20 protein-coding genes and 5 pseudogenes are annotated in these 21680 nt (G+C 70.2%); 13 read left to right on the plus strand and 12 right to left on the minus strand.

Translation table 11 applies throughout. The features are described from left to right. Positions 1 to 13 precede the first annotated feature (13 nt). Positions 14 to 701 (plus strand): annotated as a pseudogene (locus SSPS47_RS00630) (septum formation family protein); the annotation flags it as partial. Between the two features lie 103 nt (positions 702 to 804). Here SSPS47_RS00630 and SSPS47_RS00635 read toward each other — a convergent pair. Further along, positions 805 to 1101: a DUF4235 domain-containing protein gene (locus tag SSPS47_RS00635; protein ID WP_147876031.1), complete on the minus strand. Its 297-nt coding sequence runs from the start codon at positions 1099 to 1101 to the stop codon at positions 805 to 807. Positions 1102 to 1248: 147 nt separating this feature from the next. Beyond that, positions 1249 to 1563, minus strand: coding sequence for a glycosyltransferase (locus SSPS47_RS00640; RefSeq protein WP_164247611.1), 315 nt, complete (start codon positions 1561 to 1563; stop codon positions 1249 to 1251). Positions 1564 to 1843: 280 nt separating this feature from the next. On the opposite strand from SSPS47_RS00640, the gene SSPS47_RS00645 reads away from it, so the two are divergent. Next, positions 1844 to 2044: a DUF1918 domain-containing protein gene (locus SSPS47_RS00645; protein ID WP_147876033.1), complete on the plus strand. Its 201-nt coding sequence runs from the start codon at positions 1844 to 1846 to the stop codon at positions 2042 to 2044. A 334-nt stretch (positions 2045 to 2378) separates the two neighbouring features. On the opposite strand, the gene SSPS47_RS36140 is transcribed toward SSPS47_RS00645, so the two are convergent. Beyond that, entirely contained in the window at positions 2379 to 2633 is a 255-nt protein-coding gene (locus tag SSPS47_RS36140) for a hypothetical protein (RefSeq protein ID WP_343234860.1), read from the minus strand. Between the two features lie 439 nt (positions 2634 to 3072). Further along, positions 3073 to 4155 carry an epoxide hydrolase family protein gene (locus SSPS47_RS00655; RefSeq protein ID WP_164247613.1) on the minus strand — a complete coding sequence of 361 codons (1083 nt, stop codon included), beginning with the start codon at positions 4153 to 4155 and terminating at the stop codon, positions 3073 to 3075. A gap of 145 nt (positions 4156 to 4300) precedes the next feature. Between SSPS47_RS00655 and SSPS47_RS00660 the strand changes: the two genes are divergently transcribed. Continuing rightward, a complete protein-coding gene (locus SSPS47_RS00660) occupies positions 4301 to 4783 on the plus strand; it encodes a MarR family winged helix-turn-helix transcriptional regulator (protein ID WP_164247615.1) in 483 nt (160 codons plus the stop codon). A 61-nt stretch (positions 4784 to 4844) separates the two neighbouring features. On the opposite strand, the gene SSPS47_RS00665 is transcribed toward SSPS47_RS00660, so the two are convergent. Beyond that, positions 4845 to 5675 carry an XRE family transcriptional regulator gene (locus tag SSPS47_RS00665; RefSeq protein ID WP_164247617.1) on the minus strand — a complete coding sequence of 277 codons (831 nt, stop codon included), beginning with the start codon at positions 5673 to 5675 and terminating at the stop codon, positions 4845 to 4847. Then, positions 5672 to 6490: a peptidoglycan-binding protein gene (locus SSPS47_RS00670; protein WP_164247619.1), complete on the minus strand. Its 819-nt coding sequence runs from the start codon at positions 6488 to 6490 to the stop codon at positions 5672 to 5674. The genes SSPS47_RS00665 and SSPS47_RS00670 overlap by 4 nt, the downstream gene beginning before the upstream one ends. A gap of 303 nt (positions 6491 to 6793) precedes the next feature. Between SSPS47_RS00670 and SSPS47_RS00675 the strand changes: the two genes are divergently transcribed. The 3 genes from SSPS47_RS00675 to SSPS47_RS00685 all read left to right on the plus strand — a co-directional run bounded on the left by SSPS47_RS00675 (position 6794) and on the right by SSPS47_RS00685 (position 8978). Next, complete coding sequence (locus tag SSPS47_RS00675) at positions 6794 to 7243, plus strand: peptidoglycan-binding domain-containing protein (protein ID WP_164247621.1); 450 nt, start codon at positions 6794 to 6796, stop codon at positions 7241 to 7243. Positions 7244 to 7367: 124 nt separating this feature from the next. Continuing rightward, a complete protein-coding gene (locus SSPS47_RS00680; RefSeq protein WP_164247623.1) occupies positions 7368 to 8120 on the plus strand; it encodes a hypothetical protein in 753 nt (250 codons plus the stop codon). 183 nt (positions 8121 to 8303) lie between these two features. Continuing rightward, the gene (locus tag SSPS47_RS00685) at positions 8304 to 8978 is read left to right on the plus strand and encodes a hypothetical protein (protein WP_239064710.1); all 675 of its coding nucleotides are present in this window, start codon (positions 8304 to 8306) and stop codon (positions 8976 to 8978) included. Positions 8979 to 9163: 185 nt separating this feature from the next. Here the strand turns inward: SSPS47_RS00685 and SSPS47_RS34665 are convergent. After that, a pseudogene (locus SSPS47_RS34665) lies at positions 9164 to 9841 on the minus strand (LmbU family transcriptional regulator); the annotation flags it as partial. Positions 9842 to 9959: 118 nt separating this feature from the next. On the opposite strand from SSPS47_RS34665, the gene SSPS47_RS00690 reads away from it, so the two are divergent. Both SSPS47_RS00690 and SSPS47_RS00695 read left to right on the plus strand, forming a co-directional pair. After that, positions 9960 to 12377, plus strand: a complete 2418-nt coding sequence (locus SSPS47_RS00690; protein ID WP_239064711.1) for an ATP-binding protein — start codon at positions 9960 to 9962, stop codon at positions 12375 to 12377. Further along, the gene (locus SSPS47_RS00695) at positions 12374 to 13030 is read left to right on the plus strand and encodes a response regulator transcription factor (RefSeq protein WP_203557755.1); all 657 of its coding nucleotides are present in this window, start codon (positions 12374 to 12376) and stop codon (positions 13028 to 13030) included. Before SSPS47_RS00690 ends, SSPS47_RS00695 begins: the two co-directional genes overlap by 4 nt. A gap of 9 nt (positions 13031 to 13039) precedes the next feature. On the opposite strand, the gene SSPS47_RS00700 is transcribed toward SSPS47_RS00695, so the two are convergent. After that, positions 13040 to 14506, minus strand: a complete 1467-nt coding sequence (locus SSPS47_RS00700; RefSeq protein ID WP_164247625.1) for an NF041680 family putative transposase — start codon at positions 14504 to 14506, stop codon at positions 13040 to 13042. A gap of 211 nt (positions 14507 to 14717) precedes the next feature. On the opposite strand from SSPS47_RS00700, the gene SSPS47_RS00705 reads away from it, so the two are divergent. Continuing rightward, the gene (locus SSPS47_RS00705) at positions 14718 to 15101 is read left to right on the plus strand and encodes a hypothetical protein (RefSeq protein WP_164247627.1); all 384 of its coding nucleotides are present in this window, start codon (positions 14718 to 14720) and stop codon (positions 15099 to 15101) included. A gap of 112 nt (positions 15102 to 15213) precedes the next feature. Then, on the plus strand, positions 15214 to 15570 hold the full coding sequence (locus SSPS47_RS00710) for a DUF1801 domain-containing protein (protein WP_239064713.1): 357 nt from the start codon (positions 15214 to 15216) through the stop codon (positions 15568 to 15570). Between the two features lie 151 nt (positions 15571 to 15721). Here SSPS47_RS00710 and SSPS47_RS00715 read toward each other — a convergent pair. The 3 genes and pseudogenes from SSPS47_RS00715 to SSPS47_RS35070 all read right to left on the minus strand — a co-directional run. After that, positions 15722 to 16133 (minus strand): annotated as a pseudogene (locus SSPS47_RS00715) (transposase); the annotation flags it as partial. 127 nt (positions 16134 to 16260) lie between these two features. Next, entirely contained in the window at positions 16261 to 16695 is a 435-nt protein-coding gene (locus SSPS47_RS00720; RefSeq protein WP_239064714.1) for a hypothetical protein, read from the minus strand. A gap of 375 nt (positions 16696 to 17070) precedes the next feature. Next, positions 17071 to 17790, minus strand: a pseudogene (locus SSPS47_RS35070) (transposase); the annotation flags it as partial. On the opposite strand from SSPS47_RS35070, the pseudogene SSPS47_RS00725 reads away from it, so the two are divergent. Both SSPS47_RS00725 and SSPS47_RS00730 read left to right on the plus strand, forming a co-directional pair. Then, positions 17787 to 18728 (plus strand): annotated as a pseudogene (locus SSPS47_RS00725) (monooxygenase); the annotation flags it as partial. The pseudogenes SSPS47_RS35070 and SSPS47_RS00725 sit on opposite strands and share 4 nt — an antisense overlap. A 217-nt stretch (positions 18729 to 18945) precedes the next feature. Further along, positions 18946 to 19230 carry a hypothetical protein gene (locus SSPS47_RS00730; RefSeq protein ID WP_164247629.1) on the plus strand — a complete coding sequence of 95 codons (285 nt, stop codon included), beginning with the start codon at positions 18946 to 18948 and terminating at the stop codon, positions 19228 to 19230. Between the two features lie 50 nt (positions 19231 to 19280). On the opposite strand, the gene SSPS47_RS00735 is transcribed toward SSPS47_RS00730, so the two are convergent. Then, positions 19281 to 19949, minus strand: coding sequence for an O-methyltransferase (locus SSPS47_RS00735; RefSeq protein WP_147876046.1), 669 nt, complete (start codon positions 19947 to 19949; stop codon positions 19281 to 19283). Positions 19950 to 20411: 462 nt separating this feature from the next. On the opposite strand from SSPS47_RS00735, the gene SSPS47_RS00740 reads away from it, so the two are divergent. Continuing rightward, on the plus strand, positions 20412 to 21524 hold the full coding sequence (locus SSPS47_RS00740; protein WP_164247632.1) for an integrase: 1113 nt from the start codon (positions 20412 to 20414) through the stop codon (positions 21522 to 21524). Positions 21525 to 21680: the final 156 nt, after the last annotated feature.

Consider the following 21680-nt stretch of genomic DNA (forward strand, 5'->3'; position numbering starts at 1 on the left):
GATACAACCCTCGACCGCGTACACCGTCGAGATCGTGCCCTGCGACGAGGCGCACGAGGGCCAGGTCCGTCGGCGAGTTCGCGATCGACAAGGGCGTGGAGTACCCGGGCGACGACGGGATCGCGACGGTCGCGGACGACCGGTGTCCGGTCGAGGCGCAGAAGTACGCCGCGGACACCTGGGCGCTCCCCAAGGGCGTCGCCCTCTTCTACTACACCCCGACCAAGGAGAGCTGAGCGACGGGTGACCGCGCGGTGAGCTGCACCTACACCGCGGAGAAGGGCACGTTCAGCGGCACGCTGGAGACGGCGAAGTCGCTCAAGCCGGAGCAGAACACCTACCTCAAGGGTTCGAACGCGCTCTACGAGGCCCTGTGGGCGAACCAGTCCGAGAACGACACCGTCGAGGACGACCTTCCCGGCTACAAGGCGCAGGCCAAGGCCGTCGCGGCCGCGCTCGACGCGCACGTCGAGGGCCTGGACGGCATCGAGGGCACCGAGGTCGGCAAGCTCCGCGCGACACTGACGAAGGCGGCGGGGAACTGGAAGAAGACGGCGGACGCCGCCGACGCCGACACGTTCTACCTCGCCTACGACTCGGCGTTCACCGGCATCGACCCGAACAAGTCGGTCGCCGCCCGCGAGGAACTGGGCCTGGCCACCACCGTCCCGGCCGACGAGGCCGAGGTCTGGGCGAGCTGACGCTCCGCCGGACGGGCGGGGCCGTGTCCGTCAAGGACCGGCCCCGCGCTTCCGGGTATCCGGCGCGCAACGTGCGCTTCTCCGGAGGCGCGGGGAAGCGCCGTCAGTCGCGGCCGCCCTTGTCCGAGGCCGGCCAGGTGCCGGTGGCCCGTTCGATGGCCTTGGCGCCCGACCGGTCCACGGCACTGCGTACCACGGCGAAGATGGCGCCCTGCACGGCGGCGGCGAACAGCACCTCGCCCCACCCGCGATCGCGGTCCAGGGCGTCGGGTGCGTCGTCCTCGTGACGGATCACCTTCCACGTCTTCCGGAAGGCGATCCCGGCCAGCGTTCCGCCCACCCATCCGAGGGCGAATCCGACGGGCTTGTAGACGAGGGGCAGTTTCTGCTTCTTCTTCACGCGGTGTCTCCCTCTCCGGTACCGGCCCCCTGTCCGCGGGCTCGTGGGACACCTCACGGGTGCCCTCCGACAGCACCCCCACACCGCGGCCCGGCACGTGGCCCGGCCGGAGAGCGACTCCCCCGGCCGGGCCACGCGTCAGCGCCGTCAGACGTAGACGACGGCCTCGGCGCGTATCCAGCCACGGCCGTCGGCCACCGCGTCGGTGGCGACCAGCACGTAGCTCCACTCGTCGTAGGTGGCGCCCTCGCAGGTCGAGGCGCCGACGATGTCACCTGCGTACTTGGTCTTCACCACGGCGCTGTTGGGCTGCGGTGACTCGTAGACCCCGGCCGTCGGCCACACCACCTTGTACTGGCAGCCGGCCCGGTCAGCGGCGCCGGCGACCGGGCCGGTGGCGAGTGCGCCGGCGAGGCCGAGCGCGGTGGCCAGAACAGCGGTGGTGAGACGGGTTCTGCGCATGCCTGTGTGTCCCCCCCTTGGGAGTTGATGATGTGTCAGTCAGGTCGCACAGGATGACAGATCATCCGGCGCCACCGAGCACCGCCCTCCGCCTCAGGGACCGTCCGTCGCCGGGCGGGGCCGGCCGGGCCCGGTCCGGAGCCCCATGTGTCCGCGGAGCGTGAATGGGTGACTGCGCCTCAGCTGTTCGTGTCTCGAGGCGTCAGTTCACCGCTCCCGGCGTTACGCCCTGGTTAGGTCGGAGAAGCCACCCTGCCGCCCGACGAAAGGAACCGGTGAGATGCACGCCACCAAGGGAGACCGACTCGTGGTCCACGGCCGGGTCGTGGGCATGCACGACCAGATCGTCGAAATCATCGAAGTCCTGGGCACCGACGGCTCACCCCCGTACCGCGTGCGGGCGGAGAACGGACACGAGACGATCATGTCCCCGGGCCCCGACTCCGTCGTCGAGCACCGACGCGCCGGCGAAGACGGCTGACCTCGGGCGCCGCGGCGGACCGTGTTCGTGCGCCTCGGCGCGGTCGCCCGTCGGCCTCGACGAGGTGGCGCCGCGCACCCGTCCGGTGGGAGCGCGGCGCCGGTCCCCCGCTGCTCGACGGGCAGCGGGGAGCCGCCGGGTCCCGGAGCGCGGTCGACGTCCCGGCCGCGTCGCCGTTGCGGGCCTCCCGGCCGAGGGTGCCCATCCAGGCGTGGTCGCCCTCGTACACGTCGGCTTCGGAAGGGGGGAGACCGCACCGGGGTGCGGTCGTCATCGGTTCAGCGCGTCGAGACCGACGTCGTGGTGTTCGTGCGCAGAGCATCAGGCCGACCGGTCACCCGCCGTCACCGGGTACGTCGGCGGACCGGCGACGCGCGAGGATCATCCCGCCGAGTCTGCTCCCGGCCGAGGTGAGCGTTCTGTGCGACTCGACGACGAAGCCGGCGTCGCCCAGCCACGTGAAGAGTTGGGCGTGTTGCCGCCGGTGGACACGCACCTTCATCGGGTGCCCGCCGTAGCCCTCGGTCTTCAGCGTCGCCTCGTCGCCGACATGGAAGCCGAGCAGCAGCGGCCCGCCGGGGCGAAGCACGCGCTTGAAGTGCGCGAGGACCGACCGGATCTCGTCGTCGGGGACACGGATCAGCGAGTACCAGGCGACCAGGCCGGTGATCGAGGCGTCGGCGAGGGCGAGGCCGGGCGACAGGTCGATCCCCTAGGCGTCGACGCCCAACTGACGCAGATGCGCCGTAATCCTCCCCGTCCCGCATCCCACGTCGGCGACCCGGCCCCCGCCCTCGGCACGCACGTGGTCTGCGAACAACGCCAGGAAGGCGCGTTCCTCGGGTGTTTCGTCCAGGAAGTGGCGGGTCAGCTCCGCAGCTGGTGGCCACGGTGTCGTAAGACGTCCGGGTGTCTTCCAGCCAACTGCCGGTGTTCGGTCTCTCTTCCACGGCCGCAGGCTACCCAACGGCCCCGATGCCGATCCGCGGGGCCGGATCCCGGCGACGCCTGTCGGCGACCGGGTCGTCCTACCCGGTGTGGGTGAGGAAGAAGTCCCGGACATCCCCGGCGAGCAGCTCCGGCACCTCCATCGCGGCGAAGTGGCCGCCGCGGTCGAACTCCGACCAGTGCCTGATGTCGTACAGCCGCTCGGCCAGCGGCCGTACCGACTGTGTGATGTCGTGCGCGAACACCGCGACGCCGACCGGTACCGGGCACGGCTCGATCCGCCGGGGAGCGTCGTGGTGCAGCCGCGCCGAGGAAGCCGCCGTGGCGGTCAGCCAGTACAGCGAGATGTCGGTGAGCATCCGATCGTCGCCGACCGGCGTGCGGGGGTCGGTCCACTGGGCGAAGCGCTCGGCGATCCAGGCCAGTTGGCCGACCGGCGAGTCGGTCAGCGCGTAACCGATGGTCTGCGGTGTGGCGGCCTGCAGTGCCTGGTACGGGGGACGATTCGCCATCAGCTGCCTGACCTTGTCCAGCCGGGCCTCGTCCGTTTCGGACAGTTCGACGCCGGCGTCGGGGACCGGCCGGGTCGGCAGGTAGTTGACGTGCACCCCGACGACCTGCTCGGGTGCCACCGCGCCGAGCGCCGTTGAGATGCCCGAGCCGAAGTCGCCGCCCTGCGCGCCGTAGCGCTCGTACCCGAGACGCCGCATCAGCTCGGCCCAGGCCCGTGCGACCCGGACGATGTCCCAGCCGCGCTCGTGGGTCGGCCCGGAGAAGCCGTAACCCGGGATGGAGGGAATCACCAGGTGGAAGTCGCGCGACAGCGGCTCGATCACGTCGAGGAACTCCAGGAACGAACCCGGCCAGCCGTGGGTGAGGATCAGCGCGAGGGCGTCCGGTTTCGAGGACCGGACATGGACGAAGTGGATGTTCTGGCCGTCGATCCCGGTGGTGAAGTGCGGAAGTTCGTTGAGCTTCGCCTCGTGCTCGCGCCAGTCGTAGCGGGTGCGCCAGTACTCGGCCAGTTCCTTGAGCCGCGCCAGCGGGAAGCCGTAGTCCCACCCGGCGTCGGCGACCTCGTTGGGCCAGCGGGTTCGGGTGAGCCGGTCAGTGAGGTCGTCGAGATCGGCCTGGGGTATGTCGATGCGGAACGGCTTGATCATGGTCTCTTGACTCCAGGGGCGTCATTCGGCGTCCGGAAGGCCGGGCAGCCGGGCGTTTGACGTACGAAATCGTTTGTCACACCAACGTTTCTCTTGTCGGCGACGATAGTTTGTTAGTGGGACTAACGCAACGTACGATCTCGGCATGAGCGACGGCACACCCGACCTGGCGAGTTCGACCGATTGGCCGGCCACGGCCGCACGGCTGCGGAATCTGGGGACCCGGCTTCTGTCACTGGCCGCGATCCATTCGGATCGCCTGGTGAACGAGGAGTTGGCGCGCGTGGGCGCCCGTAAGTGGCACTACGCGGTGCTCGCCACACTGGACGAGTTCGGACCCGCCAGCCAGTCGGAGCTGAGCCGCCGCACGGGGATCCATCGCAGCGACATGGTCGCGGTGATCAACGAACTGGCCGAGCAGGGACGGGTGGAACGCTCACCCAACCCCGCCGATCGCCGGCAGAACATCATCGCCGTCACCGAGCAGGGCCACCGGCTGATACTGGAGCTGGACAGTCTGCTCGCCGAGGTGGAGAACGTGGTGCTCGCACCTCTGAACCCGTCGGAACGCGAGGAGTTGACCCGACTCCTCACCGCGCTGGTGGACCACCACGGCCGGAGCATGTGATCGAAGCGCGCGCTCCGGCCTTCCGCCCGCGCAGTTGAGGCGGCCCGCGTCCGGACGCGGGCTAGCCCACGCGGGCCTCGACGCACTCCCGTTCGCCGTTGGGCGGCGTGGGGCTGAAGCAGGCCCGGACGGTGCCGCCGGGGACGGCCGCGGTCATCTGGGTGTAGACGTAGGTTTCCTCGTCGGCGGTGTCCTTGATGCGTACGTCTCGGGTCGGGCCGGCCGCCGTGACCTCCACCAGGTCGCCGATCCGGGCCCCCCACACCCGGGCCCAGGTCGCACCGCACTTCTCGCTGTAGCGCAGTTCCACGTGGGCGCCGGTGGCGGTGCGGTAGGTGGTGAGGGTGGCGGGGCCGACGCTGCAGATCAGGCGCATCGGGTCCCGGCCCTCGCAGGCGTCTCCGTGGCACTGGGGGCCGAGAGAGTAGGGGGCGGAGTCCACAGGCGGTTCGTCCGCGGGGCTCCCCCGGTCCGACAGCAGGAAGAACACCAGTGCCGCACCGCCGACGATCACGGCGTACGCCGACACCAGCACCACCATGAGACGGCCCCTGCGGCCGCGGGGCCGTCCGCTCTCAGCGGGCCGGGGCGGATGCTCGGCTTCGGTGGTGGGGGGCGGCGCGTCCTCGGCCGCGGGGGCCGGGGACGCCGCGCGTCCGCTCCAGCCGGACTCGGCGATCTCCCACAGGGCCGACAGCCGCCCGTGCGGCTCGTTCGCGAGTCGACACAGCTCCTGTACGGCCTGACGAGGGGGCAGGCTCTTGCCGTTGAGGTAACGCTCCCACGAGGACTTGCTGTACGGGGTCCGTTCCGACAGCGCCGCCAGGCTCAGACCGGTACGGGCCCGCAACTCCCGCAGTGCCGCGGCCAACCGGTCGTTCTCCGCGGTCACTCGGGCGCCGCCGCCCGCAGGGACTTCCAGGTGTGCGAGCCGATGACACCGTCCACGACCAGCTTGTCCCGCTTCTGTATTCGCTCGACGGCGCGCTGCGTCCGCGGGCCGAAGACGCCATCGATGTCACCCGGCGAGAAACCGGCCCGGCGCAGCAGGCACTGCGCCTCGGCCACCTCCCGCCCCACGTGCGTGTACGCCAGGATGATGTCCGTGGTGTTGCTGTGGCCCGCGTACCAGCGGCCGTCATGCCGGGCCAAACGGCAGGTGTAGGAGACCGGTATCAGGGTCTCCGACACGGTGGCCGGGGTCGCCGGGGCCGTGCCGGCCCGGTCCGCGAGCTCGGCGCGGGCGTCGGCGAGGCGTACGGCCAGCAGGAACACCGCGGAGACGGACAACACCAGCGCCACCGCTCCGGCCATGACCGCGGCGCGCAGAGAACGCCCGTACGGCTGCTGCTCCGTGGGGGCGTGGAGCGGCGTCACCGGAGCGCCTTCCCGGCCGCTCTCCGAAGCGCTCTCCCCGCCGTCGGGGGCGGCCGGGCGTCCCCGGGCCCAGTGTTCGGCCGCTGTCTCGTGCAGCGCCAGCAGCCGCGCCGGATCCTCACCGCCGATGCGGGCCATCGCCTCGACGGCCTCCCGGGGCGGCAGTGACCGACCGTTCAGACAGCGCTGCCACGATCTCGCGCTGTACCCGGTTTTCACGCCCAGCCGGCGCGTGCTCAGCTCCCCGCGGTCCTTCAGTCTGCGCAGTCGCACGATCAACTGGTGCACGTGCGGGTGCAGTTCGGCGGGCAGCGGCTTCCAACGCGACATGTTTCCCCCATTCGCGTTCGGGACCGCTGGTCCGGCCCCGTCTTCCGCGCTCATTCTGCATCATCACCGCGCCTGCCGAGGGGGGACCCCGCCCCGGCGCGAAATCGGCGTCCCCGTTCGCGGTCGTCCCGCCGTGCGGACTCGACGGGCGACGTTCCAGCAGGTCAGAGGGTGAGACGTCCCAGGATGACGTCATTTCCCCGTCGGGCTGGCGGGGCATCGCGCCGAACCGGCAGCATCGTGGCGGAACCGGCCCGGCGCCGACGGCTCCGCTCAACGCACATCCATGAAGGAGAAAACAGCATGCGAGCTCTCACGAAGGCACTTGTCGGTGTCACCACTGCCGCAGGGGTTGCCGCCGGTGGGCTGGCCCACGCGGGGGCGGCCGTGGCGGCTCCCGCCCCGACCCAGCAGGCAAGCACGGAGGTCGCGCCACTCGCTGTGGTCAACCTGGGACTGAGCACCGCCCAGGCGAAGGACTGGCAGTGCCAGCTGCGCGTGTTGGGCTACAACACCGGGACGCCCGACGGGCTACTGGGCACCAGCAGTTGGAAGGCGGCGCAGAGGTTCTTCAACGACCTGGGCCTCGAGGCCGGCAAACCCGACGGGGTGGTCGGCGCGAACACCGTCATGGCGCTGCAGCGCTTCCTGAACATGAACCTCAAGGAGAACCTGGTCGTCGACGGCGACCCGGGTGCACGCACCAAGGCCGCGTTCGCCGAGTACGCCAACCTGCTCTCCAGCGTCTGCTGAGCCGGCCCGAGGACCATTCACCCGCCGGGGCCCGTCCGCCCCGCCTGCGCCCGCTCCCAAGGAGACGGCTCTGAGGAAGAACACCTCGCGGTGGTTGATGCCGGCCGTCGCTTCCGTGCCGGCCGTGCCCTTGTCGAGCGGCTGCGCCATCGACAAGGGCACGGCGCTCGCCGCGGATTTCGAGAAGGACTGGGCCGGCACGGCGGACGTGGCGAGGATCCACACCACCAGGAACAACACGCTGCCCTTCAGCGGGACGGCCACCGGCGTGCTGGTCCTGGCGGAGGGCGCGTCTGCCGACCTCGTGTCCGAACGGGCCGAGGAGTTGAGGGACTACGTCGCCCGTCACAGCGACATCACCGGCCGGATCACGGCGGGCGGCATCACGTTCACCCTTGTCGCGGAGCAGCGACGCACCCGTGAAGTGCTGGCACTCTGGCGGTCGTTGACGGCCGACGACCAGGTGGTGGACGGCGACATCAACAACGCGTCGCGGAAGAACACCCGCGGCTGGCGGTCCGGGATCACCGCGGCCGATGCCACCGGCGCGATGACGGTGTTCAAGGACATGGTCTCCGACGGCGGCCGGCACCGGCCCCTCTCGGACGTGACGTCCCTGACCGTCAGCCCGGAGCGAGGGGTGCGGCCGGGGCTCTCCGTTGGGACCGGCTTCGACGGCACCCTGCCGACCGAGGCGATCGCCGCGTACGAGGCGGTGGCCGCCGAGCATCCGGTCGTCTCCGCGGGTCTTCACCCTGATCGGCTGACCGTCGTCGTGGCCGAGGGGGCGGACCCGGTCCGTGCCGGGGAACTCGCCAGGAGCGCGGCGCCGGGTCTCGGTGACGCCGTCGAGGTCAGAAACGACAGCGGTGGCTGATCTCCGACGGGGCGAATCTGGCGTTCCGTCATCCGGAGATCACGCCCCCGGCGCACCGGCCGGTCGGTCGACGACGGCCCCGGCGGCACGCACGGCCGACCGGGGGAGCCGCCACGTCACCCACCCGGGTGCGCCCCCTCGTACCGAACGTTGGACACGGAAACGCAAGAAGGAGCCCATCGGGTGACCAGTACTCTGGAACTGCGAGCGCTGCGGCGGCTGCGGGCGGCTCCCGGCGGGCACTTCGACTGCCATATCGACTTCTCCGACGGAGCGGGAACCTCCCGGACAGTCGCCTACGTGGAACGCCAATTGCCGCCGGGCGGCATATCCGCCTACCTCGCGGCACGCAAGAACGGCGCACGCTCGTTCGTCCTGTGGGCGGATGAGCACCGACAGACGCGGGTCGCCTGCCTCGTCACCCTCACCGAAGGGCGGCGGGCACAGTTCGAGGTGCTCGGGCCGCAGGGCGAAACACTCGGCAGGGTCACGCGCGACAAGGCGTTCAGCCGGGGCATACGCACACGCTGGGCGGTGAGCCGCCCCACCGCCCCCGACGCCGTCGGGTACAAGGGCCGGCTCTTCTGGTGGTGCGTGTGGTGGCTCTGCTCACCCCTCCTGCCTTTCGTCATCCTCGCCCCGCTGTTCAACGGCGGTCTCGGCGGTGACTGGCCACGTGGCCCCCGCCGTATCAAGTGGCGCGCCGGCGGACGGATACCGCTGGAGTTCAAGTCCTCCGGCGACACGGTGCGTATGAAAGCACCCGACCTGGACTGGCGGCTCGGCGCGGCCCTCGCGGCCCTGATCCCCTCGTTCGACAGCCGGATGGGGAATCCGTGGGACAGCCGGACGGACTGACGTACGGGAGCGCGGGGGGTGTTACGCGCCGGTGGACAGCTCTCGCCCCGCTCCCGCCGCACGGTCCGGCGGCAGGCCGGACCGTCCTCGCGGGGGCGGCGCTGTCCCCGCGCCGTCGACCGTCCCCGCGCCGTCGATCTCCGGTGACCGCGTTCACCGAGGACGGGCTCGGCCGCCCGGTCGAGCGTGGTCAGCACCCACTGCTCCAATTCGATGCCCGACCACTCGGCGGCCTCGTGCCACCACGGGATACGGCCGCGGGGAACCACGAGCCGCCCCACGGCGCCGGACCGCTTCTCGTGTCCCGCTTCGGCCCCGGCCCCATCCCCCGCTTCGCGCGAGGCGCGCAGGGCGGTACGGAGTTGCTTGGTGGACCACTTCATCCGCTCGGCACGATCGAGCCACGCTTCCTGCTCGTCGACCGGAGTTGAGGTCAATTCGGCGTGGTGCTGGAAACTCAGCGCCGCTCGCCGTCGGTTGAACTCGAATCGCCGTGAGACCCAGGCATAGTTCCGGAGAGTCTGATATCGCAGGCCCACAGCGCGAATTCCTCGTTGGTACCGGTCCGTGTAGTGGTCTTTCCCGTACACGAGCCAGTCGCCGAGCCACCATGAGGACGAATCCAGGATTCCGGACAGCTGGCGCCCGGCCTGCTCCCAGTCCTCGAAGGCCATTGCGGCCGGTATGCGCAGACCGGTCTTCGTGGTCAGCAGCCGGCCCCGATCGGGTCCACCACCCATCGCCCCCCGCTGTCGTGGCAGCGTCCGGGCGTCCGTGCGAAGCGCCGGCGCTTTCGCGTTTCCGGAATTGGTCATCCGATTCGTCACCACGCGAATTCGTTCATCAACTGCTCGCCCCGTCATGCGCGCCCGCCACGGCGGGTCTCAACCCGTACGACGGGCACAGTAGCCCGGCTCGGTCACGGAGTGTGCCGGTCGTTCGACCCACAAGGAACGGCGGTCGCCCTCACCGGAGACCGCGGTGAGGGGATACGCGGACGGGGCCGCCGGGACGCCTGAGGGCAGCAGGTCCGGCGAGCGCCTGCTGAACGCGACCGTCGAGCGGTACGGGGTGTGGCTGCGGTCCGCCGTGCTCTGTGTGTGCGGTGCGCTGGGCATCGTCGCGGCGGACGCGACGGACATTCCTCCGGCGCTGTCTCTGCTGGTGCCCGCGCTGCTCGCCTGCGGCGTGCGGCTGTACGGGCCGCGGGCCCCGCTCCCGTTCTCCGTGCTGTGGGCGTCGGACGTGGCCGTGGTGGTGCTGACGGGGCTGTCCCAGCCGGTCATCGGCGGCGCCGGCGGGAATGTGATGGTGGAGGCGGTCGTCGGCATCTGCGCCATCACCTTCCAGCAGGAGTGGGCGCCGCGCCCGGTGGTCGGCGCCATCCTGGCCGTGCTCGGGGCCGCGGCCTGCGCGCTGGGCGACGTCCTCTCCTCCCCCGGGCGCGTCCCGGAGTCGGCCTCGTTGGTGCGACTGCTCTTCGTGGCGGGTCTGTCCAGGGCCGCGTACCTCGTCGTCCGGGAACGGGCCAGGGCGGCCGACCGGTCGGCCGCGCTCAGGGCCGCGTCGCGCCGGGAGGCCGATGTCGCCGCCGCGCGAAGGGCGACCGAGCGCGAGTACCTGGCGACCTTGCACGACACGGCGAGCGCGACACTGCTGATGGTCTCCCAGGGCGTCGGCCGGGACTGGTCGTGGCTCGCTCCACGTGCCAGACAGGATCTGGAGGCGCTGTCCACCGTGCCCGGATTCGAGACGGGGCGTGTCGACCTCGCCGAGCTTCTCGGCTGTGTGCCCGGTGCCGGGGCCTCCGGGGGCGAGGGTCGGGCACTGGTGCGGCTCAGGACGCGCATCGACGGCCCGCTCACGGTGCCGTCCGGCCCCGGCCTGGCGATATTCAACGGGGTCCGGGAGGCCGTGACCAACGTGGCCCGCCATGCCGGGGTCCGGGAAGCGGGGCTCAGGGCATGGGCGCAGGAGGGCGGCGTCGTCGTCGAACTGTCCGACGCGGGGCGCGGTTTCGACCCGAAGACCGTCCCCGCGCGGCGCCGGGGCATCTCCGGTTCCATCATCGGCAGGATGCACACGGTCGGCGGCTCCGCCACGGTCACCTCGCAGCCGGGCACCGGGACCCGGGTGCGGTGGGACTGGCAGGCCCGCCCCCGGGCGTCAGCTGTTGGGGACGCGGGGGACGTGACGCGGGTGGAGCGGGTGCCGCGACCACCCCGCCCCCCCGCCGCCCAGCACCCGGCCGTCGTCCGCCTCTTCCGCGGGCAGCTGCTCCACGGGGCCCAACTGGCGGCGCTGTTGATCAGCCTGCTGTCGCAGTTCACCCTCTCGCTCAACCGACTCACGGCCCACCAGGACGTGTACCGTCCCGCGTGGGCGCAGACGGCGGCCTTCGTCTGCCTCACCGTCGTCGCGGTGACCGGGGCCACCCATCTGCTGCGCGGCAGGCGGATCCCGCCGAGGGTGCGCGGGTGGGGGCTCGCCGCGGTGCTGGGCGCGTCGGCGGCGTGCGCGTTCACCCTCCCTCCGGAGCGGCTGACGGGTGCGGAGGACTGGGCGTTCGGACTGGTCGGCTGGCATGCGCTGGTTCTGCTGGCCGACCTGCGGGTCAGGGTGTTCGCGACGTTCCTCGGGGTGCACATGGGGCTCAACGCGACAGCTGTGCTGCTCTCGGGGCCCCCCGACGCCGCGCAGTCGGCCGTCATGGGGATCGCCGCGGTCTCCAACTGCGGCTTCCAGCTCTCCGTCGGCGTACTGACGCGCCGGCTGCACGCTGCGGCGCTGACGGCGGCGGCCGAGGCGGCACGTGAGGAGGAGCTGCGTACCCGCGAACGCATCCACGCCGACATGCAGCGCGACCACAAGGAGCGCTATCGCGCCCTGACGGCGACGACGGTTCCCCTGCTCGTGGGCCTCGGTCACGGTGTGCTGAGCCCGCACGACGAGGACGTCAGGCTGCGCTGTGGCGTGGAAGCCGCCCGTATGCGCCGCCTGTTCGCGGAGAGCGACACCGTCGCCGACCCGCTGCTGAACGAGTTACGGGCATGCGTGGAGCTGGCCGAGCACCAAGGGGCGACGATAAGTCTTGCCGTCCGGGGCCGGCCGGGTGAGGTGCCGGTGGAGATACGCCGGGAGTTGATCGACCCGGTGGCGGTGGTGGTGGGCCGTACCCGATCGGTCGCACGGGTGACTGTCGTGTGGACTCCCCGCTCGGTACGTGTGAGCGTGATCGGCGAGGACTTCGAGGACGGCCGCCCTTCGGGAGAGTCCGCTGGAGCCGGTGGCCGTGAGCCGGACGCGAGGGTGGCGGTGGCCAGAACCACGCGGGGCAAAAGTCTGTGGGTGGAGGCCAGTTGGAGACGGTCGGCGACCTCGGGAGTTGATCCGACATGAGTGACAGCGCACCGGTCAGCGTGGTTGTCGTCGACGACCATCCCGCCATCCTCTCCGGCATCGAGGCGTGGTACGCCGCGTCGCTGCGGCCCGTCACCGTGGTCGCGGCCGGCGCCTCCGTAAAGGAGGCGTGGACCGCGCCCGGCAGCACGGCCGACGTCGTCGTCCTTGATCTGCAACTGGGCCAGGGCGGACCCGCCTTCGGCAGCCTGCGAAGACTCGTCGACGCCGGACGGCAGGTGGTCGTCTACTCGATGCGGGACGACGAGAAGACGGCGCTCAACTGCCTGGACCTGGGGGCCGCGACCTTTCTGACCAAGAGCGAGGGCCGGCAGCACCTGGTGGAGGCGACGCTGGCGGCAGCCGACGAGCGGCCCTACATGCCGCCCGCGCTGGCCGGCGCGCTGGGAACGAACGCCCGCGCCGACCGCCCCCAGCTCTCCGTACGCGAGGAGAACGTGCTCATCGAGTGGTTCCAGTCGGAGTCGAAGGAGCTGGTCGCGCAGCGTCTCGGTATCTCGGTACGGACGGTCAACTCGTATCTGGACCGGGTGCGGATCAAGTACGCGAACGTCGGCCGCCCCGCGCGCACCAAGGCCAGCCTGGTGGCTCGCGCGGTCCAGGACGGGCTGGTCGACGTGGACGATCTCTGAGCTTGTTGTTTAACCAGTTCGTCGTGGTTGGGTGCCGACCTTGTGGTGGGCTGGTCGCTGGTATGCCTCGCTGCCGGTAAGGACTCGTCCCACGTCGTGGCGGGTTGCGGGTCGTCGGTTCTTCGAGCCCGGCGGCCGGCCGGGACCGGGTGTGGTGGGTTTCGGTGCACCGGCTGGAGAACCAGTCGTCGTGCGGAGGTTCCGGAACCCGCGCCGGACCCGGGCCGGGGTGAGCTTGTGCGGCGGGGCTGGCCTCTCCCACGGCCGGCGCAAGTCGGTGGCGAGCGGGCGGGCGAGGCGGAGTTGTGTATGGGCGGCGATGATCAGCCAGGTCCAGCGGTCGGCGGCTGCGGAGTCGCGCAGGCGGGGCCGGGTCCAGCCAAGGGTCTGCTTGAGCATGCGGAAGGTGTGCTCGATGTCGAATCGTCGCAGGAACGCCTGCCAGCAGCGGTCGACGTCGGCCGGGGTAGCGCCGGTGCGCGACCACCACAGCCAGACCGGCTTGTTCACCCCGCCGGACGGCAGGTGTTCGACGGCCAGGCGGATGACGGTGCCCTCGATGACCGGCAGCGGGCCGTCGTGGTCAAGCCACGCGGCCCGCTGAGTCAGCCGCGGGTGCAGCCGGTCCCAAGCCTGGGCCGTGGCCTTGCCGTAGAGGCGGGTGTCGGTGACGGTGACGGCCCGCTCGACACCCCAGGTCGAGGAGTCGCCGAAGACGAACTCCCCGCCGTGCTTGGGCGGCCGTCCGCCCTTCGGATTGGCCAGGTGGAACTCTTCCCGCGAGGGTGCCGGGCGGCGCATCACACGGTCCGACCGGGTCCGGCCCAGGATCTCGACCGGCAGCCCGGACAGGAGATGGGCGATGCGCGGGGCGTCGTATCCGGCGTCCAGCACGATCAGGACGTCCGGATCGCCCTCGGTCCACTGGCCCGCCGCGACGAGCCGTTCGACAACCTCGCCAACCTGGCGGGCGGTGACCGCCGCCAGGTCCGCGCCGGGGGCCAGCCGGACCGCGTCCAGGAACGCCGACCAGGAAGTGCGGCCGGCCTCCAGTGCGACGACGACCGAGTACGGCCAGCCGGGCATCATCTGGTGCTTGGCGTTGCCACGGCCGTAGGTGTGACAGAACGAGCGGTCCGGCACGGTCCCGGCGTCAGGCCGAAGCCACGGCGAGACATCCACCGCTAGGACCAGCCGCCCGTCGGCCGCCCGGGGCAGCGGCACCCCGGCCAGAGCCCGTCGCAGCCGGGTGACATCGAGCCCGCCGCGGTTCAGGCCGGCGTAGAGGGAACCGTGACCCCGGCGGTGCTCGGGTGCCAGGGCGAGGTCGACCAGCGACCGCACCGGCCCGTCGGTGCACAGCACGGCGTCGGTCAGCTCGAACAGCGCGTCCGCACGGGCGGTCAGGCAGTCGTAGAAGTCGGTCCGGAACCGGGACAACACGGTCAGGGACTCGACGCGTACAGCGTCGTACAACAGACTCACCCTCGCGGCCTTGACATGATCAACAGCGTCTCGACAACGCACATGATCACATCAGGGCCGCACCGCTGTCGCACCAGCTCTCAGCAGCCAACAGGCGTCAACTTCTCTTTCCGGAAGGGGCGTTAAAGAGCATCTATCCCCTCTAGATCATTTGATCTAGAGGGGATAGACTCACCACCTCGTCCCCAGAGAGGTGCCGAAGATGGACTTGCCCAGGATCGTGGCTCGTCGAGCCGGCGGCGGCTGGATGCTTGAAGTGAACGGCCTCGCGCCGGCCTACGTTCGCCGACTGGGTGAAGCGGTCGAGTGTGGACGTGCGCTCTTGAAGGCTGCCGATGCTCCTGGGGCTGACCAGGGCGTGCAGCTCCAGGTCGACTTGGGCGACGAGCTCAACCGCCGGGTCAAGGCTGCAACCCAAGCCACCGTTGACGCCCACAGGGCCCAACTTCAGGCTGCGGTGGAACTTCGAGAGACCGCCGCAGCACTCAAGAGTCAGGGCATGACCGGCCGAGACATCGCCCACGTCCTAGGCGTCTCACCCCAACGCGTCTCGCAACTACTCACCCAGCCCGACACCCGAGGTTAAAGAACAAGCTGAGTGCCTGTCTTCGATCCCCGGTGCTGGCGTACCTGCGGGGGTCAGGGCACGTACAGGAACCGGCGAGCTAGAGTTCCTCTCCTGAGAGGAAGGCATAGACATGGCAACTATCCCTGATCACGACTCCTACATCGCTGCTGCGCCGGAGGCGTTCCGCCCGGTTCTCAACCACCTCCGGGACCTCCTGCGCGGGGCCCTCCCGGATGCGGAGGAGATGGTGGCGTACAACATGCCGGGGTTCAGAATTCGTGGCACGGTCGTCGCGAGCTACGCAGCGTTCAGCAAGCAGGTCGGGGTGTATTTTCTCGCCCCTGCGATCTCAGGTCATGCCGAAGAAATCGCACAAGCTGGCCTCACAGCGAGCAAGACCGGCGTCACTTTCCCGCCGCACAAGCCGGTCCCGGATCATCTCGTGACACGGCTCGCAAACGCATCAAGCGAGCACGTTGACGACTGAGGTCCGGGTTCCCAGGCGGGGAGTCGGGCGGGCGTGAGGATGTGGGTCAGGGGACGGTCCTCGGGGAGTGATGGTGGCGACGCTGGTCAGCGTCGCCGTGCGGATCAGTCCCGGTGAGCTTCGCGGGAGTCGGGTTGGCCGCGGCGGCGGGAGGTCCGGCGGGTGATTCGCCTGGTCATTAAAGTGATTGCGGCCCAGGTGATGAGCGATTCCGAGTGCTGGATCAGCCGTTCGTAGTCTCTCGCGTGACGGCGTGCGTGCATGATCCAGGCCAGGGACCGCTCGACGACCCAGAGGCGGGGCAGGATCACGAAGCCCGGGGTGTTCTTCGGCCGACTGACCGTTTTCAAAGTGAGGTCGAGGTGTCTCTTCGCCCAGGTCACGAGCTGTCCGGCATAGCCGGAGTCGGCCCAGGCGATCGTGAACTCGGGGTGCATGAGACGCAGCCGAGACAGGACTTCCTTCGCTGCGTCGCGGTCGGTCATGTCGGCCGGGGTGACCATGACGAACAGCGGCAGGCCCTTGGTGTCGACCACGAGGTGGCGCTTGCGCCCGTTATCTTGAGCCATCGCAATGAGAACGACCTCGAACAGGGACAATGCGATGTGAGCGGTGTCCTCGACGCGGAGGATTCGAGACCTTTCCGGCTGCGGAGATTGTGTCGCCCGGCGTGTCGCTCGCTCCGGACGGTCAGCCGGATGATGTCTCGACTGTCACTCCGACGGACTGGTGTCGGAGCCGGGCGGCTACGAGTTCCATCTCGACGAACGTGCCCACGAGGCCGGTCGTCTTCAACTCGTCTGCCAGGGCCCGTGCTTGTGCCAGTGACAGGCCGTGCACCTCTCGAAGAGCGCGAAGGACGGGCACTGCACTCGCCTCGGGCGCTGTCAGCCGGAGCCGGGCGGGTCCGTGTTCCGCGAGGAGGGGCTGACGGATCGCCTCCGGAGTCGCGTCGCCGAAGTCATGCTCGCACCAGGCGACGGGGCAGGACTGGCAGGTCCCCTCAATTCCCCACCGCAGGCGCTCGCGTTCGATGGACTGGCCGGTGTCGAGTATCAGAACACCGCCGCAGGCTTCGCATCGTGTTGTGAGCTTCACGCCCTGGCTTATCACCGTGCTCCTCATCATCGGACCTTGCCCCGGATAGTGCCGTAACAGCGTCCCTTCGTCGACCGCGTATCCTCGCCGACCTGAAGTTTCCCCGCGATCACGTGTCCGAGATCGCGGGGAAACTTCACTGAGCTTGTGATTTAACGTTCGGAGTCGCGTCGGATCGCGCTGATTCCTATCCGTTCCAGATCACAGCCCCCAACCAGAACGGGAACCAGAACACCTCCTCCGGTAAGAAGGGGGTGGCGATGAACCAGATGAGGGGTAAGGCAGCGAACAGCAGGCAGCAACCCCTGCCACTCCTGCTAGAAGCGGATGACGGCGGTGTCGGATTCGTGGGCATCTCGCGAAGGTGGGGGGCGCCTACAACTCGCGCATGAGTAGCCGTACTTACGGCGTCGGCTGTGATCGCTCCTGGGATGTCCGCCGTGGCTTGGTGCCTACCTTGTGGTGGGTGGGGCGGCTGAAAGCCTCGCCGGTTGCAAGGACTCTGCCCACATCATGACGGGTGGCCGGCCGGCGATTCTTCGAACCCGGCGGCCGACCTGGGCCAGGGTGAGACGGTTTCGGTGCACCGGCCGGAGAGCCGATCTTCGTGCACAGGTTCCTGAACCCTCTCCGGACGCGGGCAGGTGTCAGTTTGTTCGGCTCGGCCGGCTTCTCCCAGGGCCGCCGGAGGTCGGTGGTGAGCGGGCGGGCGAGCCGGAGCTGGGCGTAGGCGGCGATCACCAGCCAGGTCCACCGGTCGGCCGCCTCTGAGCTGCGAAGCCGGGGCCTGGTCCACCCGAGCGTCTGCTTGAAAAGTCGAAACGTGTGCTCGATATCGAAACGGCGGAGGAACGACTGCCAGCAGCGATCAACATCCTCGGAGGCGGCCCCGGTCTTGGACCACCACAGCCATACTGGCTTGTTCAATCCGCCGCTGGGCAGCTTCTCCACGACCAGGCGCACGCCCGTGCCCTCGATGACGGGCAGCGGTCCGTCATGGTCGTGCCAGGCCGCACGGCGGGTCAGCCGAGGGTGTAACCGGTCCCATGCCTGCGCGACCGCCTTGCCGAAGAGGCGGGTGTCTGTGGCGGTCGCAGCCTGCTCCGTGCCCCAGGTTGCGGGCGACGGCGCGGGACGTGGGCGCCGAGCGCGACGGCTGGGCCCGCGAGCGCCGTGACAACTTCCTGCGCATCGTCTCGGGCGAGGAGTCCGGCGTGGATCTGGTGGCGGACGGGTGGACGTCGTCGGCCGGTCTCCTGGAGAAGCTGCTGCCGAGCTTCCGCCGCTCCGGCGGCCGGGATGCCTTCGAAGCCGCCTACGAGGCAGCCGACGCCGCCAAGATGAACGAGGTCCGCGCCCGCGTCGAGCGGACGGTCACGGACCCGGCGACGGCTGAGAGGCTCAAACCCTGGTACCGGTACGCCTGCAAGCGCCCCGCCTTCTCCGACCCGTACTACCCGGCGTTCAACCGGAGCAACGTCACCCTGGTCAACACCGCGGACACCCACGGCATCGAACGCGTCACCGAGAACGGCGTCGTGGTCGGCGGCACCGTCCACGAACTCGACTGCCTGATCTTCGCCACCGGATTCTCCGTCGGCGTCTCCGGCATCCACTCCGGGAAGCTCCCCGTCCTCGGCCGGGGAGGAAGCACACTGCTCGACGCGTGGGCACGGCACGGCGTCCGCACCCTTCACGGCGCCACCAGCAACGGCTTCCCGAACCTGATCCAGATGGGCTCACTGCAGAACGCCAGCAGCGTCAACTTCACACACGTCCTGGACGAGCAGGCCGTCCACGCCGCCGCCCTCGTGGCGGCGGCCGAGGCCGAAGGCGCCCTGATCGAGCCGGCCCGCGAGGCGGAGGACGCCTGGATCGCCACCATGGCGCGCGACGCACCCGACCACGAGTGGTTCCACGCGGACTGCACGCCCGGCTACTACAACCGGGAAGGGCGCGGCCGTCCCAACGGCCCGAGCGCCTACCCGCACGGCGCCCGTGCCTTCCACGAACTCCTGCGCCGTTGGAGGGAGGAGTCCATCGACGAGGTGCTCGCGTAAGGGGTCGCGGGAATCCGGCGCCTCGGCGGCGGGCGCCGGGCGCGCGCCGCCCGGCCACCGGCCGTACGCGATCCGGGAGCGAGGCCCGGAGCCGCCATCCGGATCACCGCGGGCGGCCCTTCCGGTGACCGCGCACCACCTCGCGGGCGAGGGGACCGCCGAGGGGGTACGGCACCTCAGCACAGGACCGAACCCGGAACCCGCGAGGAGACCAGCCATGTACGCAGCAGTACGGCGGTACGAAGGCGTGATGGACCCGCCCGAGGTGGCACGCCTCGTCAGAGAGGGTTTCGTGCCGCTCGTGCGCGGGATCCCCGGCTTCGTGGCCTTCTACCGGGTCGACGGCGGGGACGGCGTATTCGTCTCGACCAGCGTCTTCCAGGACCGGGCCGGAGCCGCGGAATCGACCAGGAAGGCATCGCACTTCGTACGCGACAACCTCGCCTCACGGCTCCCCAACCCACCCCAGGTCACGGCGGGAGAGGTCGGGGCTTCCGCATAGCCGGACCTAACGGGGACGGCCAGCAACACCTCGGACGCCCTGGCGGGCCGTCAGCGTTTGCGGGCGAGGGTCAGGCCGTCCGCGATCGGCAGGAGGAGCGACTCGACGCGGTCGTCGGCGCGGACATGGGCGTTGAACTCACGGATGGCCAGGCTGTTGCCCTCGGCATCGGCGCTTGCCGCCGCGCCGCCGTACAGCACATTGTCGGCGAGGAGCAGCCCGCCCTGACGCACGCGCGGTACGAGTTCGTCCCAGTAGGCGCGGTAGCCGGTTTTGTCGGCGTCCAGGAAGACGATGTCGATGGACGGCTCCGCGGGCAGGGACCGCAGGGTGTCGAGGGCGGGGGCGATACGGAGGTCGATGCGGTCCCTGAGGCCGGCCTCCTCCCATGCCTCCTCCGCGATGGCGGTCCACTGCGTGGAGATGTCACAGGTGAGCAGGGTGCCGCCAGGGGCCAGCCCTTCGGCGAGAGCAAGGGTGGAGTAACCGGTGAAGGTGCCCACCTCGACGATGCTGCGGGCGCCGGTGAGCCGCGCCAGCAGGGTGAGCAGAACGCCCTGTTCGTGCGGGATCTGCATCTCGGCAGGGCCGCCAAGTGCCCTGGTGCGCGCGATCAGACGGTCTTGGACGGGGGTGGGCGGTTCCGCCTGGGCCACGATGTAGTCGTACAGGGCGGGGGTGAGAGGGACCGACTTGATCTGGTCCGCGGGGCTGCTCATGTCGTCAGTTCCTTCGCCGGGAGTGGGGTTGGGGGGCCTGCCGCCGGTCGCGCCCGAGCCGGAGCGACAGTTGCGGTCCCTGATGTGCCAACTCATACAACACCAAACGGCACTCCCCTCACCGTTGCTGATCGAGCCTGTCGACGCGCCGCCGAGCGGGGTCGCAGCGGCGACGCGAGGGATCCTCCGTCCGGTTGCGACCGATCCACGAGCGATAAGTTCGCCGCACTCCATCGGTCCGGGCCATCGTTCCTCAGACGTACCGGTAGAAGCCTCGCGGGAAGGCCGAAGCCACATGGGGGAATGTTGATCAGCCCGGTCGGCAGCACAGTTCGGACGAGGTCGGAGCAGGCGGCGCGCGACCGCCCCTCACCACCGCCGCCATCCGCACCGAATCCGACCGCCGGGTGTGCCGCAGGGATTCCGGTCGGCGCGGCCACCGCGTCCCTGGCCGAGCGCCGGATGCTGGTCACCGCACTCGCCACCCGATACGCCGAGGCGGGCAGGGAGGAGAAGACGCAGACCCTCGACCGGTTGTGCGCGGCGACCGGTTGGCACCGCAGCCATGCCCGTAAGGCGCTGCTGACGGCCGTACGTCCGAAGCCGGCCAACCCACCGCGCGGGTACGCGAAGTACGACACCGACGTCGTCGCCGCGTTGCTGTTCTGCTGGACCGTGCTGGACAGGCCCGCGGGTAAGCGGCTGGCCCCGGTGCTGCCGGAACTGGTGCCGGTACTGCGCCGCCACAACGAGTTGGACATCGACGACGGGACCGCGAAGCTGCTGACGGAGATGTCCGCGGCGACGATCGATCGCCGCCTGGCGCCGCACCGGCGGCCCGGCCGCACGGCGACCCGCATACGGGCAGGTTCGCTGCTGCGCAACGAAGTCCCCCTCCTGGCCTGGTCGGAGTGGGACAACACCAGTCCGGGGTTCATGGAGATCACGGTCGTCGGCCACGGCGCCGGTGCGTCCAGTGGCGACCATCTGCACACGGTGTCCGCCACCGACATCGCCACCGGTTGGACCGAGAACCGCACGGTGCGGATGATCAACGGCGTGGGCGTCGCCCTGGACGAGATCTCCCGGATGCTGCCGTTCCCGATCCTCGGGCTCGATTCCGGGGACCACGACACGGGAGTTGACGAGATCCTGCTGCGCTGGTGCGGTCAGCGCAGAGTGACGTTCACACACGCGCGCCCCGCCCACGACGGCAGTCGGCACGTCGGCCAGAAGAACTGGAGCATGCTGCGTTCCATCGCCGACGAGTTCCGCTACGACACCACCGCGGAACTGGATCTCCTCAACAAGATCTGGGCAGCGCTGTCCGGACTCTCCAACTACTTCTGTCCGCAGCAGCACTCCGTGTCGGCGGGCGAGCACGACGGCCGGCGCCGCAAGGAGTACGACACCGCCACGCCCTACCACCGCACCCTGCGCCATTCCGCTGTCACCAGCGAGGACAAGGCGATCCTCGCCGACATCCACGTCAGCATCAATCCGGCGGACCTGCACCGGCAGATCGGGGCGATGACCGGGCGGCTGCATCTGATGGCGGCGGACAAGGCGGCGTAGCAGTCGATCCGGGGACGGGGACCCGCTCACCGGCAGGCCGCAGGAACGGCCCGGCGGGGCGGACGGATCGGGGTGATCCGTCCGGCCCGCCGGACGGTGTCGCGCGGTCGATGAGCACGGGGTGCGCCCGGTACCCGGTCGGCCGCCTTCGAATTG

Origin of the sequence: Streptomyces sp. S4.7 (assembly GCF_010384365.1) — a bacterium.
Classification (GTDB): Bacteria; Actinomycetota; Actinomycetes; order Streptomycetales; family Streptomycetaceae; genus Streptomyces.

Coding starts and splice junctions, on each gene's coding strand:
- SSPS47_RS00640 (WP_164247611.1), bottom strand. CDS start 1,563: ATGCGCAGAACCCGTCTCACCACCGCTGTTCTGGCCACCGCGCTCGGC.
- SSPS47_RS00645 (WP_147876033.1), top strand. CDS start 1,844: ATGCACGCCACCAAGGGAGACCGACTCGTGGTCCACGGCCGGGTCGTG.
- SSPS47_RS00655 (WP_164247613.1), bottom strand. CDS start 4,155: ATGATCAAGCCGTTCCGCATCGACATACCCCAGGCCGATCTCGACGAC.
- SSPS47_RS00660 (WP_164247615.1), top strand. CDS start 4,301: ATGAGCGACGGCACACCCGACCTGGCGAGTTCGACCGATTGGCCGGCC.
- SSPS47_RS00670 (WP_164247619.1), bottom strand. CDS start 6,490: ATGTCGCGTTGGAAGCCGCTGCCCGCCGAACTGCACCCGCACGTGCAC.
- SSPS47_RS00675 (WP_164247621.1), top strand. CDS start 6,794: ATGCGAGCTCTCACGAAGGCACTTGTCGGTGTCACCACTGCCGCAGGG.
- SSPS47_RS00695 (WP_203557755.1), top strand. CDS start 12,374: ATGAGTGACAGCGCACCGGTCAGCGTGGTTGTCGTCGACGACCATCCC.
- SSPS47_RS00705 (WP_164247627.1), top strand. CDS start 14,718: ATGGACTTGCCCAGGATCGTGGCTCGTCGAGCCGGCGGCGGCTGGATG.
- SSPS47_RS00710 (WP_239064713.1), top strand. CDS start 15,214: ATGGCAACTATCCCTGATCACGACTCCTACATCGCTGCTGCGCCGGAG.
- SSPS47_RS00720 (WP_239064714.1), bottom strand. CDS start 16,695: ATGAGGAGCACGGTGATAAGCCAGGGCGTGAAGCTCACAACACGATGC.
- SSPS47_RS00730 (WP_164247629.1), top strand. CDS start 18,946: ATGTACGCAGCAGTACGGCGGTACGAAGGCGTGATGGACCCGCCCGAG.
- SSPS47_RS00735 (WP_147876046.1), bottom strand. CDS start 19,949: ATGAGCAGCCCCGCGGACCAGATCAAGTCGGTCCCTCTCACCCCCGCC.
- SSPS47_RS00740 (WP_164247632.1), top strand. CDS start 20,412: ATGCTGGTCACCGCACTCGCCACCCGATACGCCGAGGCGGGCAGGGAG.